The sequence below is a fragment of the Streptomyces sp. NPDC030840 genome (assembly GCF_055572015.1).
Window position 1 is genome coordinate 532087 of record NZ_JBVIEE010000001.1, and the last position, 12995, is coordinate 545081.

The 12995-nt window shown below is 69.8% G+C and carries 8 protein-coding genes and 1 pseudogene; 4 read left to right on the plus strand and 5 right to left on the minus strand.

Annotated features, from left to right (window positions below):
- The first annotated feature begins 374 nt into the window (after positions 1-374).
- Together ppdK and ACZ49J_RS02240 are read left to right on the plus strand one after the other, a co-directional pair.
- Positions 375-3122 (plus strand): pyruvate, phosphate dikinase, encoded by a 2748-nt coding sequence (ppdK, locus tag ACZ49J_RS02235; RefSeq protein ID WP_467447330.1) that lies wholly within the window; start codon positions 375-377, stop codon positions 3120-3122.
- 299 nt (positions 3123-3421) lie between these two features.
- Positions 3422-4183 carry a DUF4240 domain-containing protein gene (locus tag ACZ49J_RS02240; protein WP_467447331.1) on the plus strand — a complete coding sequence of 254 codons (762 nt, stop codon included), beginning with the start codon at positions 3422-3424 and terminating at the stop codon, positions 4181-4183.
- A 511-nt stretch (positions 4184-4694) separates the two neighbouring features.
- Here the strand turns inward: ACZ49J_RS02240 and ACZ49J_RS02245 are convergent.
- Positions 4695-5072, minus strand: a complete 378-nt coding sequence (locus ACZ49J_RS02245) for a MerR family DNA-binding transcriptional regulator (RefSeq protein ID WP_467447332.1) — start codon at positions 5070-5072, stop codon at positions 4695-4697.
- A 76-nt stretch (positions 5073-5148) separates the two neighbouring features.
- Here ACZ49J_RS02245 and ACZ49J_RS02250 point away from each other — a divergent pair, with 76 nt between their 5' ends.
- A complete protein-coding gene (locus ACZ49J_RS02250) occupies positions 5149-5877 on the plus strand; it encodes an SDR family oxidoreductase (RefSeq protein WP_467447333.1) in 729 nt (242 codons plus the stop codon).
- Between the two features lie 97 nt (positions 5878-5974).
- Here the strand turns inward: ACZ49J_RS02250 and ACZ49J_RS02255 are convergent.
- Positions 5975-6913 (minus strand): annotated as a pseudogene (locus ACZ49J_RS02255) (IS630 family transposase); the annotation flags it as partial.
- A 75-nt stretch (positions 6914-6988) separates the two neighbouring features.
- Here ACZ49J_RS02255 and ACZ49J_RS02260 point away from each other — a divergent pair.
- A complete protein-coding gene (locus ACZ49J_RS02260) occupies positions 6989-8032 on the plus strand; it encodes an AraC-like ligand-binding domain-containing protein (RefSeq protein ID WP_468347693.1) in 1044 nt (347 codons plus the stop codon).
- A gap of 214 nt (positions 8033-8246) precedes the next feature.
- On the opposite strand, the gene ACZ49J_RS02265 is transcribed toward ACZ49J_RS02260, so the two are convergent.
- From ACZ49J_RS02265 to ACZ49J_RS02275, 3 genes are all read right to left on the minus strand, one after another.
- Entirely contained in the window at positions 8247-9422 is a 1176-nt protein-coding gene (locus ACZ49J_RS02265) for an alkaline phosphatase PhoX (protein ID WP_467447335.1), read from the minus strand.
- Positions 9423-9747: 325 nt separating this feature from the next.
- On the minus strand, positions 9748-10680 hold the full coding sequence (locus ACZ49J_RS02270; RefSeq protein ID WP_467447336.1) for an oxidoreductase: 933 nt from the start codon (positions 10678-10680) through the stop codon (positions 9748-9750).
- Between the two features lie 169 nt (positions 10681-10849).
- Positions 10850-12940, minus strand: a complete 2091-nt coding sequence (locus ACZ49J_RS02275; RefSeq protein ID WP_467447337.1) for a SulP family inorganic anion transporter — start codon at positions 12938-12940, stop codon at positions 10850-10852.
- Positions 12941-12995: the final 55 nt, after the last annotated feature.

Here is a 12995-nt window from a genome sequence, read left to right on the forward strand (position 1 = left end):
ATGCTGATATCCGGCTCCGTGAAACGGCGTGATTCTCGCCACCCCTGATAGGGGTTGCGCTCAGATGAGCGGATCATGGACTGCTCCGCTTCTTCAAAGGGTGGCACTCAGTGCCACCCTTTGATCGTTCATCGAGTAAACTCAGACGTATGGATAGCCGCTCATTTGAGCGATAAGCGGGATGGTCGACCCCTTGGGCATTCAAGAAGTGAACACATCGCCACGCCACTCCTTGCCAAGCCTTGACTTTCGATCTAGTGGCGGACGGGTGGTTACAAGCGCATGACGCGCAAGTGGACGTACCCAGGTGCCTTCGATCTGGGTATGTTCCTGGCCGTCAGGGCAGCCACCGCGTCCTCGAGGAGTTGGGACCCGTGTCGGAAAACAAAGATCCCCACGTAGGCCACACCGCCGCCGGCGTTGAGGGCGTGAAGTTCGTTTACGACTTCACCGAGGGCAACAAGGACCTCAAGGACCTGCTCGGTGGCAAGGGCGCGAACCTCGCCGAGATGACCAACCTCGGCCTCCCCGTTCCTCCCGGCTTCACCATCACCACCGAGGCCTGCAAGGTCTACCTCGACAGCGGCGAGGAGCCGGTGGCACTGCGTGACGAGGTGAGCGCGCACCTCGACGCCCTCGAGAAGACGATGGGCAAGAAGCTCGGCCAGGCCGACAACCCCCTCCTCGTGTCGGTCCGTTCCGGTGCCAAGTTCTCCATGCCCGGCATGATGGACACCGTCCTCAACATCGGACTCTCCGACAAGTCCGTGCAGGGCCTGGCCAAGCAGGCCGGCGACGACCGCTTCGCGTGGGACTCCTACCGCCGCCTCATCCAGATGTTCGGCAAGACGGTCCTCGGTGTCGACGGCGAGCTCTTCGAGGACGCGCTGGAGCAGGCCAAGGCGGCCAAGAAGGTAGCGGTCGACACCGAACTGGAGGCCGCGGACCTGAAGAAGCTGGTCACCAAGTTCAAGAAGATCGTCAAGACCGAGGCCGGCCGGGACTTCCCGCAGGACCCGCGCGAGCAGATGGACCTCGCCATCAAGGCCGTCTTCGACTCCTGGAACGGCGACCGCGCCAAGCTCTACCGCCGCCAGGAGCGCATCCCGCACGACCTCGGCACGGCCGTCAACGTCTGCTCGATGGTCTTCGGCAACCTGGGCCCCGACTCGGGCACCGGCGTCGCGTTCACACGTGACCCCGCCTCCGGCCACCAGGGCGTCTACGGCGACTACCTGCAGAACGCGCAGGGCGAGGACGTGGTCGCGGGTATCCGCAACACCGTCCCGCTCGCCGAGCTGGAGAAGATCGACAAGAAGTCGTACGACCAGCTCATGCAGATCATGGAGACCCTGGAGAACCACTACAAGGATCTCTGCGACATCGAGTTCACCATCGAGCGCGGCCAGCTGTGGATGCTCCAGACCCGCGTCGGCAAGCGCACGGCGGGCGCGGCCTTCCGCATCGCGACCCAGCTGGTCGACCAGGGCCTGATCGACGAGGCGGAGGCGCTCCAGCGCGTCAACGGCGCCCAGCTCGCCCAGCTGATGTTCCCGCGCTTCGACGAGCACGCGAAGGTCGAGCAGGTGGGCCGCGGTATCGCCGCCTCTCCGGGCGCGGCGGTCGGCAAGGCGGTCTTCGACTCGTACACGGCCGTGAAGTGGTCGCGCTCCGGCGAGAAGGTCATCCTCATCCGCCGCGAGACGAACCCCGACGACCTCGACGGCATGATCGCGGCCGAGGGCATCCTGACCTCGCGCGGCGGCAAGACCTCCCACGCGGCCGTGGTGGCCCGCGGCATGGGCAAGACCTGCGTCTGCGGCGCGGAGGAGCTCGAGGTCGACACCAAGCGCCGCCGGATGACGGTGCCGGGCGGCCACGTCGTCGAGGAAGGCGACCTGATCTCGATCGACGGCTCGTCGGGCAAGGTGTACCTGGGCGAGGTGCCGGTCGTCCCGTCCCCGGTCGTGGAGTACTTCGAGGGCCGGATGCACGCGGGCGCCCAGGACGCCGACGAACTGGTCGAGGCCGTCCACCGGATCATGGCGTTCGCCGACCGCAAGCGCCGCCTGCGGGTGCGCGCCAACGCGGACAACGCCGAGGACGCGATGCGCGCCCGCCGCTTCGGCGCCCAGGGCATCGGCCTGTGCCGCACGGAGCACATGTTCCTCGGCGACCGCCGTGAGCTGGTCGAACGCCTGATCCTGGCGGACACGGACGCCGAGCGCGAGGAGTCCCTCAAGGAGCTCCTCCCCCTCCAGAAGCAGGACTTCGTGGAGCTGTTCTCCGCGATGGACGGACTGCCGGTGACGATCCGTCTGCTGGACCCGCCGCTGCACGAGTTCCTGCCCGACATCACGGAACTGTCGGTACGGGTGGCGCTGGCGGAGTCCCGCAAGGACCCGCACGAGAACGACCTGCGCCTGCTGCAGGCCGTGCACCGCCTGCACGAGCAGAACCCGATGCTGGGCCTGCGCGGGGTGCGCCTCGGCCTGGTCATCCCGGGCCTGTTCACCATGCAGGTCCGTGCCATCGCGGAGGCCGCCGCCGAGCGCAAGGCGGCCAAGGGCGACCCGCGGGCCGAGATCATGATCCCGCTCGTCGGCACGGTCCAGGAGCTGGAGATCGTCCGCGAGGAGGCCGACCAGGTCGTCGCGGAGGTCGAGGCGGCGACGGGTACGGAACTGAAGCTCGCGATCGGCACGATGATCGAGCTGCCGCGCGCCGCGCTGACGGCGGGCCAGATCGCCGAGGCCGCCGAGTTCTTCAGCTTCGGCACGAACGACCTGACGCAGACGGTGTGGGGCTTCTCCCGGGACGACGTCGAGGCCTCGTTCTTCACGGCCTACCTGGAGAAGGGCATCTTCGGCGTCAGCCCCTTCGAGACGATCGACAAGGACGGCGTGGGCTCCCTGGTGAAGGCCGCCGCCCAGGCCGGCCGCGAGACCCGCCCCGACCTCAAGCTCGGCGTCTGCGGCGAACACGGAGGCGACCCGGAGTCGGTCCACTTCTTCCACGAGGTGGGACTGGACTACGTCTCCTGCTCACCGTTCCGCATCCCGGTGGCGCGGCTGGAGGCGGGCCGGGCGGCCTCGCAGTCGGCGGGCAGCGACCACCGCTGAGAAGACGTGAGGTCCTCACGGACCTCACCCGGACACTGAGGAGACTTGAGGTCCTCACGGACCTCACCCGAACCCGGAGCCGCCGTCGGTCCCCGACCCTCACCGATCGCGGCGGCTCCGGAGCACCAGGAGAGGGCGGCACCCGTGCGGGGGTGCCGCCCTTTCGTGTTGTGATGCGCCGGCGCATCACGGGCACTGCCGCCCACCCGGGCAGCTGAAAGGCTGTCGCTGATCCAGCAACCCTGGTGGGGTTCCCCGGGAAACCAGGGAACCCCACCCGTGTCCGGGAGGGACAACCTGTGAACGAGAAGCACTTCTGGGCAGCGATCGGCGAACTCGAGGGATGTGCCGACGAAGCGACCGTCCACGAACTCCAGGAGCTGCTGCTGGGGGAGGACGAGGAGGACGTGGCCTCCTTCCAGCGGCGTCTCGAAAGAAGTCTCTTTGAACTCCGGCGCCGGGCGGAAGAAGCGGGAAGCCCCTTGGGGCAGGCGGAAGCATGCGCTGTCGTGGCCGCCGGAAAGAGTGTGTACAAAAGCGTCCTGAAGGATCCTGCCACCTTCCACGAACGCCAGTGGGACTGTGAGGAATCGCTTCTCCTGGAGAAGGCGGCACTTGAGGTGCAGGCATTCCTGGAGCGGCTTCCCGAACCGGCCGTGCGTTCTGGCTGGCTCAGTGTCAGCTTCGGCTCGGACTTCACCATTCCCTCCGTCTACGAGAAAGCGGTCGAGCGGCTCGTGGATGTCATCGACGACTCCGCGGAATGGCGCCGCTGGTGGGCAGGTACTCAATCCCCCGCCCTGTTCGTCGTCCTGGACGTGATGAAGTCCCCGGAACTGCAGGAGCCCCCGGCTCTGCGCCGCAGGCACGACCTCGTGGAATTCCAGATGAACGTCGACCCGCAGCCCGTCCGCCGGCTGCGTCTGCCCGGAAAGGGCAAGCAGGCGGACGAGGTGGCACGCCACGATCTCTCGGCATGCCTGCGGAGCGTGGCCGAGGAGCTTTCCCTGGGCACGCCCCCGGCGCTTCCCGGGCCCTCCGAGGCCGTACAAAGCTACTGAGGTTGAACTCGTGGTGTCGTACGGGCTGACGGCTGGCCGTCGGCAGCGGTAGCACCGGTGGCATGCGGTATCCACAAGAGGCGCGTTGGCCGCCGAACGTCAGCAGTTCTTGATCTCCAGATCGACGGCAACCGACCTGATCGTTACCCCGGACCGCGACTGGTACAGCGCGACCGCGTCCGCCTTGAACTGTGGCGGATAGTTCTTCATGACCACGAGATGTCCGTTCTCAGATCCTCAGGATCCAGTACCTCGTGTGTCCAACATCAGGGGTCAAGGCCTTCCACCGCATGGCCGCACGACACCGTCCGTCCTGCCAGTCGACCGGCAATCCCTGACGGCCTACGACCGGAAAGACGCTGGGGAACCAGACCACCGCGCTGGTCTCCGCCCTGCCCGAACACCGAGATTCGCGTCGGCCACCCGGCAACAGTTCCCCCTCAACGACTCCTCATCGCCTCAACCAAGACAGCGACGTCAGATCGCTGATGAGACGTCTGACCGACCGCGCCTACGGGTGCGTGTCCGTGATCGCGATGACCTCGTCGAGGCGGCCCAGGGCGGCCTGCAGGTCGTCGATCTTGGCCTGGATGCGCTCGCGCTCGGCTCGCAGCATGGCTCGTTGCTCGGCGTCGGTGTGCCCGGAGTCCCAGCACGGAAGGAGTTCGGTGATCCTTCGGCTGGTCAGGCCGGCGGCGAACATCTGCTGGAAGAAGCGGACCAGGGGGATGGCGTCCTGCCGGTACAGGCGCTGGCCGGACGGGCTGCGCTCCGCGATGAGCAGCCCTTGCTGCTCGTAGTAGCGCACGGCGCGCACCGAGACGCCGGCCCCCCGTGCCACCTCGCCGATCCGGATCAACCGCTCGGCCGCGGCCACTGTGACAGTCATGGTGATTCCTCTCACCGCTGGCCCTGACGACCAGCACTTGCCTCTGACGCCAACGTCAGGTTTTAGCGTCCCGGACATGGATATCAACAACGCCGTCGCCCTTGTCACCGGAGCCAACCGCGGCCTGGGCCGCGCCTTTGCCCAGCGCCTGCTCGAACGGGGCGCCCGCACGGTCTACGCTACGGCCCGCCGACCGGAGACCGTGGACCTGCCCGGGGTCGAGGTGCTGCCCCTCGACATCGCCGATCCCGCATCCGTGAAGGCTGCCGCCGAGGCCGCCCCGGACGTCTCGCTACTCATCAACAACGCGGGAATCAGCACGGGGACCGACCTGGTGACCGGTTTGCTGGACGCGGTGCGGCACGAGCTGGAGACCAACATGTTCGGCCACCTGGGAATGATCCGGGAGTTCGCGCCGGCGCTCGCCAGGAACGGCGGGGGCGCGATCGTCAACGTCCTCTCCGCCATGTCGTGGTTCGGCGGCAAGGGCGCCAATGCCTACCACCTGACCAAGGCCGCCGCCTGGGCCATGACCAACGGCGTCCGCCTGGAGCTCGCCGAGCAGGGCACACTCGTCACAGCGGTGCACCTCGGCCTGGCCGACACCGACATGGCCGCGGGCTGGCCGGTGGACAAGATCGCTCCGTCGGACCTGGCCGACGCAGCCCTCGACGGTGTCGAGGCGGGCTCCGCCGAGGTCCTCGCCGACCAGTGGAGTCGGGACGTCAAGTCCCGTCTGCCGCTGGCGCCGGAAGAGTTCAATGCCGCAATGGACCGCGCCCTGGCGGTGCTGATGGCGGCCTGAGGGGCCCCTCGGGCCGCACGGACTTCGGTCGGCTGCTTCTCCATCGGCCTCTCCAACTCCTCTACTTGAGGTTGCACTCGTGGTGGCGTGTCGCTGATCAGGCGGGTCCGATGGTCAGGCCGGTCTCGGCGAGGCAGCCGTCTATGAGGTGACTGCGGTACTGGATGAGGTGTAAGCCGCGTCGGATGCGCTGGTCGAGGTGTTCGGGGGTACTGAAGGCGACGTTGGAGAGCCATCCGCGTCACAGGAGAGACCAGATGCCTTCGACGGGGTTGGGGTCGGGTGCGTAGGGCGGCAGGTAGATGCTCAGCCACTCCCGGGCTGCCACCCACTGCCGCAGGTCGGCGGCTTTGTGGACGTTGAGGTCGTCCCAGAGTTGAGGTTGTCCCAGACCAGGACGATCGGGCCGCCGAGCTGCTGGTGGGCTGTGATCAGCAGGTCCCGGTAGTCGCGCCAGGAGAAGCTTTTGCGCCCGTCGGGTCGGCCGTCGTCTCTGCGTGGCCGGTAGAGCAGCCTTGAGCGGTGGCCGGGTTTGTAGCAGGTCAGTGCGGCAATGGATATCCGTCTGCGGGAACGGCCGCGGACCCGCACCACCGGTGTGTGTCCGCGTTGTGACCAGGTCTTCGCCTGCGGCGGCGTCGTGGAGAATCCGGCTTCGTCCTCGAAGACGAGCCAAGCTCCACGGGCCGCCGCGAGTCTTCCGCGCAGTGCCACACCTCCTTGACCCACCCGGCGACCGCGTCATCGTCCCGCTCGACAGCGCGTCGGGTTGGAACCTGGCAGGACCAGCCATCGCGGACCAGGAGCTTCCGCACGCCCTGGATCGTGTAGGTCACGTGGAAGCGCCGGCCGATCACCGTCTTGACCCGGGCCGGCGTCCACCGCTGATCCTCCCAGCCATGCGCGGCCGGACCCTTGGCCAACTCCGCTTCCAACTGCGCGGATTCTTTTCGCTCAGCCTCGGCAATGATGCCGGCCCCTGCGACCGCAGCGTCCGGGGACCGCCCTCGTCCCACGTCCGCCGCCACCGCGGCACCACCGCGTCGCCGTCGGCGTGGGGGCCGAGCGCAGGCGGCCCCCACGCGGACGAAACGTTTCCGCTTCCGTCGTTATGATCCCGATCGGGGACCGTCCGGAGGGGATGATGATCGAGAAGGTGTTCGACAGCGACGACCTGCCGCCGGAGGAGCGGCTGGCGCGCTTCGACGAGTTCCAGGTCAACAGTGGGCACCCGATGCGGGTGACCAGCGAGAACGCGGAGCGCTTCCGTGCGACGGCGCAGGCGCTGGACCTCGCTGCCGTGAACGTGGTGAAGTTGACCTGTTCGTCGTCCGATGTGCTGCGGACACCGCGGTTGGTCCGGGAGGCCGACCCGGAGCTGTACTCGGTCGTGTTCGCGCTGAACGGCGAGCTCGGGGTGTCCCAGGCGGGGCGCGACGCCGTGCTGGGCGCGTACGACTTCGCGCTGTACGACAGCTCGCGCCCGTTCCGGATCAACATCGCGGCCGGGCAGGAGACGGCCACCCTGGTCCGGGCGCATCTGCCGCGTGCGCTGCTGCCCCTGTCCGCCGGCGAGGCCGAACGGCTGCTGGCGACCCGCTTGCCCGGGCAGGAGGGAATGGGGGCGCTGCTCACCCAGTTCCTCAGCGGTCTGACCGCCGAGTCCGCCTCCTACCGGGCGGCCGACGTGCCCCGGCTGAGCGGTGTGGCCGTGGACCTCCTGGCCGCGGCGCTCGCGCATCACGCCGACCCCGGCGCCCGGGTGTCCGGCGAGTCCCGGCAGCGCGCTCTCGTGCCGCGCATCGAGGCGTTCGTCCAGCGGAACCTGCACGAACCCGAGCTGTCCCCGCGGGCCATCGCCGAGGCCCACCACATCTCCGTCAGCTACCTGCACCGGCTCTTCCAGGACCACGGCACCACCGTCTCCACGCTGATCCGCCGTCAGCGGCTGGAGCGGGCGCGCCGGGACCTCACCGACCCGCTCCAGCGCGACGTGCCGGTCCACCGCATCGCGGCACGCTGGGGCTTCACCGGACACGCCGCCTTCACGCGCGCCTTCCGCGCCGCCTACGACATGCCGCCCAGCGACTACCGGCACCACGCCCTCCTGGTACGAACCCCCGTGCCGTACCAGGAGAGCGAGTCGCGGTTCTGAGCCGGTCCGTCGCGTGCCGGACTCGCCGACCCGACTGGCCCGTCCCGCCGTCGCGGCACCCAGCATCCCCCGGTACCGGTGTGACTGTCGTTGACGCTGAGTCCACTGTGTTTGCCGATGAGTCCACTGGCGGACTGTGGACAGCACCTCCGCCGGGGCCGGGCCGACCTGGGGCCCCGGGTTTCTCCGGGGCACTCCAGGAAGGCCGCGAAGCTCAGCCGGCGAGCGCCGACGTCCGGAACGGGCCCCTCACCTCGTACGTGATCCCGCCCGACGAACTCCCGCTCGTCCCCCGCTGGCTGGAGAAGTACAGCCGGGTGCCGTCGGGTGAGAACGCCGGGCCCGTGATCTCCGAGGACGACTGGCCGTCGATCCGCAGGAACGGGGCGATCACGTCGTCGGGAGTGATCAGGCAGATCTCCATGGTGCCGCCGTCCTCCGCGACGAAGAGGTCACCGGAGGAGGAGCCCGTGATGTTGTCCACGCCGGTGAGCGGGGCCGTGCCCGAGGTGACCAGGGAGTCGTCGTACGCCAACTCGTAGGTGTTCGCGGTGAGGTTGAGCTGCCAGACCCGGTTGTCGCCCTTGGTCGTGAACCAGACCGTGTCGTCGGCGTAGTGGCAGCCCTCGCCGCCGTTGAAGGACTTGGAGCCCGAGACCTGGGTGCGGGTGGACGTCGGAGAGCCGTCCGGGTCGGGGACGTTCGCCCAGGTGAACGAGCCCGACGTCGCGCTGCCCGCGACCATGACCTGGAGTGTGCCGGAGGACAGGTCGCCCCAGGTCGTCGGGACGAAGCGGTAGAAGCGGCCGTTCGACTCGTCCTCGGTCAGGTAGATCACCTTGCGCACCGGGTCGGCCGCCGCGGCCTCGTGCTTGAAGCGGCCCATCGCGTCCCGGCGGATCGCCGCGTTCGTGCCCCACGGGTCCGTCTCGTAGACGTAGCCGAGGGAGACCTCCTCGCAGGACAGCCAGGTGTTCCACGGGGTCCTGCCGCCAGCGCAGTTCTGCCGGGTGCCCGACAGGATGCGGTACGCGCCGGTGATCGAGCCGGTCGACGAGAACCTCACCGCGCTCGCGCCGCCGGAGGGGTTGATCTCGGAGTTGGAGACGTAGATCCAGCCGCTGCCATCGGTGTAACAGGCGCCCCCGTCGGGTGCGTTGTGCCAGGTGTACGAGGTGCCGCTGACCGTCTGGCCTGAGCGGGCGATCACCCTGCTCGTGAAGCCGCTCGGGAGCCTGATGCCGTTGGCGTCGGGTGCGCCGAGCGTGCCGTAGGGGCCGGGGCCCGGCTGGGCGGGGGCGGCGTACGCGGCGCCGCGCCAGAGGGTTCCGCCGAGAACGGCCGACGAACCGCCGATGACGGCCGCACGCAGGAGAGTACGACGTTCCACGCTCACTCCAAGGAGGTGTCGTGACCGCCCCGCCACCGGACGGCGGCGGGGTCGCGCGGGCACGGACACTAGGGGCACCGGGTGGACATATCATTGCCGAGCGATGACGGGGGAGTGGTTCCGGCGGGACGTCGGCGCAACCCACCGCGCGGCGCCAATTGGCCCCGCCGTCCCAGCGACACGCTGCATTCACGGCGTGTCGCTGGGACGCTCGGGACAATTGCCGGCCACCGGTCGGGACAGCGCCGGCCACTGGCCACCGGCCGGGACACGGCCACAGCAGCGGGCCCTTCCCGGGCTTCAGCCCTTCAGCCCTTCAGCCCCTTCAGGCCTTCAGCCCCTCGTACGCCACCCCCGTCAGCCGCTCCGACTCCTCCCACAGCCGCTGCGCCGCCCTGTCGTTGAGCGTCCAGGGCGCGCGCCACGACTTCGCGGGTGCGCCGCGCCAGCCGAGGAGGGACGGGCCCGTGAAGGAGTCGGGCCGGACGCCGGGGGCCGTGGCCGCGTACAGGGTGGGGAGCGCGCCGGCGTCCGCGGACTGGGCGAAGTAGCGGTTGCCGACGCGTATGAAGCGTTCGGCGGCCGTGCGGCCCTCGAGCTTCACGCCCGCCGTCTGGAGGTTGGTGGCGGCGTACCCGGGGTGCGCGGCCGCCGCCACGACGTCGGAGCCGGTGGCGGCGAGCCGGCGCGCCAGTTCGTGGGTGAAGAGGAGGTTGGCCGTCTTGGAGCGGGCGTACGCGATCCAACGCCGGTACCGGCGCTCGCTGTTCAGGTCGGTGATGTCGATGTTGGACACGGCGTGCATCCCGCTGGACACGGTCACGACGCGCGCGCCCGGCGTGCCGAGCACCACCGGCAGCAGCAGCCCGGTGAGCGCGAAGTGTCCGAGGTGGTTGATCCCGAACTGCGTCTCGAAGCCGTCGGCCGTGCGCCCGTACGGCAGCGCCATCACGCCCGCGTTGTTGACCAGTACGTCGAGACGGTCGTGGGTCTGCCCGTACATCGCCGCGAACTGCCGTACGGAGTCCAGCTCGGCCAGGTCCAGCCGGAGGAACTCCGGCTCCGCGCCCGGTACTTCTCTCGCCAGACGGTCCGCGGCCTCCGTGCCGCGCGCCTCGTTCCGGCAGGCCAGGACGACACGTGCGCCGCGCCTGGCCAGTTCGCGCGCGGCCGCGTAGCCGATCCCGCTGTTCGACCCGGTGACGACGGCCGTTCGGCCCGTCTGGTCCGGGATGTCGGTCGCGCTCCAGCCTGCCATGTTTCGGGCTCCCTCCACGGGCGGGTGGCTCTCAGCCTACGAGGGGTCGGCGCCACGGGCACCTGACGGGTGGCTCCCGCGGGAGAAGCAGTACGAAACGGTGGCCCCGGCGCGACCTGCGCCGGGGCCACCGCTGTCGTGCAGCCGTCCTGGGTGCCGGGGTGCTCCCTCAGCGGGAGGCGAACCCCTGGGCGTACCTCTCCGCGTACTCGTCCGGCATGGGACGGGTGTCCAGGTAGAACCACTCGGCGGTTGGGCTCGGCGTGGGGGCCTCGTCCGGGTGGGGCGGGAGGGGACCGGTACGGGGCGCGGTGGGCTGCCCCTGCGGACCGGCCTGGGGGTCGGCCGCCTGCCGGCCGGTGGCGGCGTGCTTGGCCGGGCCCGGCATCAGCAGTTCCACGCGCAGCCCCTTGCCGCGCTGCTGGGTCGTGAACTCCTCGACCTGGCTGCGGCAGGCGTGGTCCAGGTGGGTCACACCGGTGAGGTCGAGGCGGATGCGCGGCTTGCCGGACTCGGCGGCGGCCTCCAGTGCCTCGATGACCTGCGGGAGGCGCAGGAACGTCGCGTTGCCCGCCATCACCACCTTCGCCGTGTCGTCCTCGATGTGCTGCTTGATGACCGTCTGGGACATGCGTACGGCGGCGAGGACGATGCCGGCGGCCAGGCCGATGAGCACGCCCTCCAGCAGGGCCGTCGCGACGATGACCAGCGTGGTGAGCGTCATGACCGCGAACTCGCCCCGGTCCTGGCGCCACATCTTCGGGAACTCGGCGGGCGCGAACAGCTTCCAGCCGCTGTGGATGAGGACACCCGCGAGGACCGAGATCGGGATCAGGGCCAGCACCTGGGGGAGGAGCAGCGCGAAGGCGAGGAGCCACAGGCCGTGCAGAGTACGGGACATACGGGTCTTGGCGCCCGCCTGGACGTTCGCCGAACTGCGGGCCACCACCGCCGTGATGGGCAGCGCGCCGAGGAGGCCCGCCACCGTGTTGCCGGCGCCCTGGGCGATGAGCTCGGGGTTGTAGCGGGTGCGCGGACCGTCGTGCATGCGGTCCACCGCGGCGGCCGTGAACAGGGACTCCGCCGAGGCGATCACCGTGAAGGTGAGGATCGCGGTGATGATGCCCGGGTCCGCGAGGCCCGCGAACTGTTCCGGGCCGGGGACGTCGACGGAGGCCAGCAGGTTGCCGACCTGGAGTGTCTTCACCTCCACGCCGGGGAGCGAGGCGACCGCGATGCCGATGCCCACGGCGACCAGCGCCGCCGGGATCTTGTTGATCGGGGCCGGCGCCTTCTTCCACATGAAGCTGAGGACGACGGTGAGGACGGCGAGTCCGGCCGCGATCATGGTCTGGGGGTTCGACACGGTGTCGGCGATCAGGCCGGGCACACCGGCCATGTTCTCGATCGGGGTGCCGGGGGCCTTGGCGTCGGCCGCCGGGTACGCCTGGCTGAACATCAGCGGCAGACCGATGCCCGCGAGCATGCCCTGGACGACGGCCAGGGAGATCGCCTGGAAGAACCGCCCCATCCTCATCAGGCCGAGCACGATCTGCAGGATGCCCGCGAAGAGCACGATCACCCCGAGCATGGCCACGCCGAACTCCATCACGGTCTCGGCGACCAGGGCCGCGAGACCGGCGGCCGGACCGCTGACCTGGAGGGTGCTGCCCCGCTGTGCGCCGACCACCAGACCGCCGACGACACCGGAGATGATGCCCAGCTCGGCGGGGACGCCGGACGCCACGGCCACGCCGATGCACAGGGGGAGGGCCACGAGGAAGACGACGAGGGACGCCGTGATCTCGGTGGCCAGGTCGCCCTTGGGAGCCTTGGAGGACGGGGAGGACGGGGAGGACGGGGAGGACGGGGAGGACGGGGAGGACGGGGAGGACGGGGAGGAGGGGGAGGAGCTGTCGCCCTTCGACAGCTTCGAGAGCTTCGAGAGCAGTCCGGGGCCGGGTGGGTTGGGCGCCTTGGGGCCCGTGCGCGGCCTCGGCCCCTTGGAGCCGTCGGCCGGCGCGTGCCCCGGCCGGGGCGGCCCGGGTGGCCGGCTGGGCGGGGGCGGGGTCGCCCACGCGTCGTGGCGCGGGGGTGCCGGGGGAGTGCTCCAGTCGTCCTGGGGCGCTCCCCAGCCGTCCTGGGGCGCGGAGGGCGTCGAGGGCGCCGAGCTGGCGGTGGCGGGCACCCATTCGTCGGGGACCCCGGCCCACGGGTCCTGTGGATCGGAGCCCGCCTGCCGCTGTCCCGTGCCGTTCATCCAGATCCTGGGGCCCGAGCCTTCCCCGCCCGTGTCGCGGGGCCGGGCGTGCCTC

Excerpts from the sequence above, each read along its gene's own strand:
- ACZ49J_RS02270 (WP_467447336.1), bottom strand. The coding sequence starts at position 10,680 with ATGGCAGGCTGGAGCGCGACCGACATCCCGGACCAGACGGGCCGAACG.
- ACZ49J_RS02245 (WP_467447332.1), bottom strand. The coding sequence starts at position 5,072 with ATGACTGTCACAGTGGCCGCGGCCGAGCGGTTGATCCGGATCGGCGAG.
- ACZ49J_RS02250 (WP_467447333.1), top strand. The coding sequence starts at position 5,149 with ATGGATATCAACAACGCCGTCGCCCTTGTCACCGGAGCCAACCGCGGC.
- ACZ49J_RS02260 (WP_468347693.1), top strand. The coding sequence starts at position 6,989 with ATGATCCCGATCGGGGACCGTCCGGAGGGGATGATGATCGAGAAGGTG.
- ACZ49J_RS02275 (WP_467447337.1), bottom strand. The coding sequence starts at position 12,940 with ATGAACGGCACGGGACAGCGGCAGGCGGGCTCCGATCCACAGGACCCG.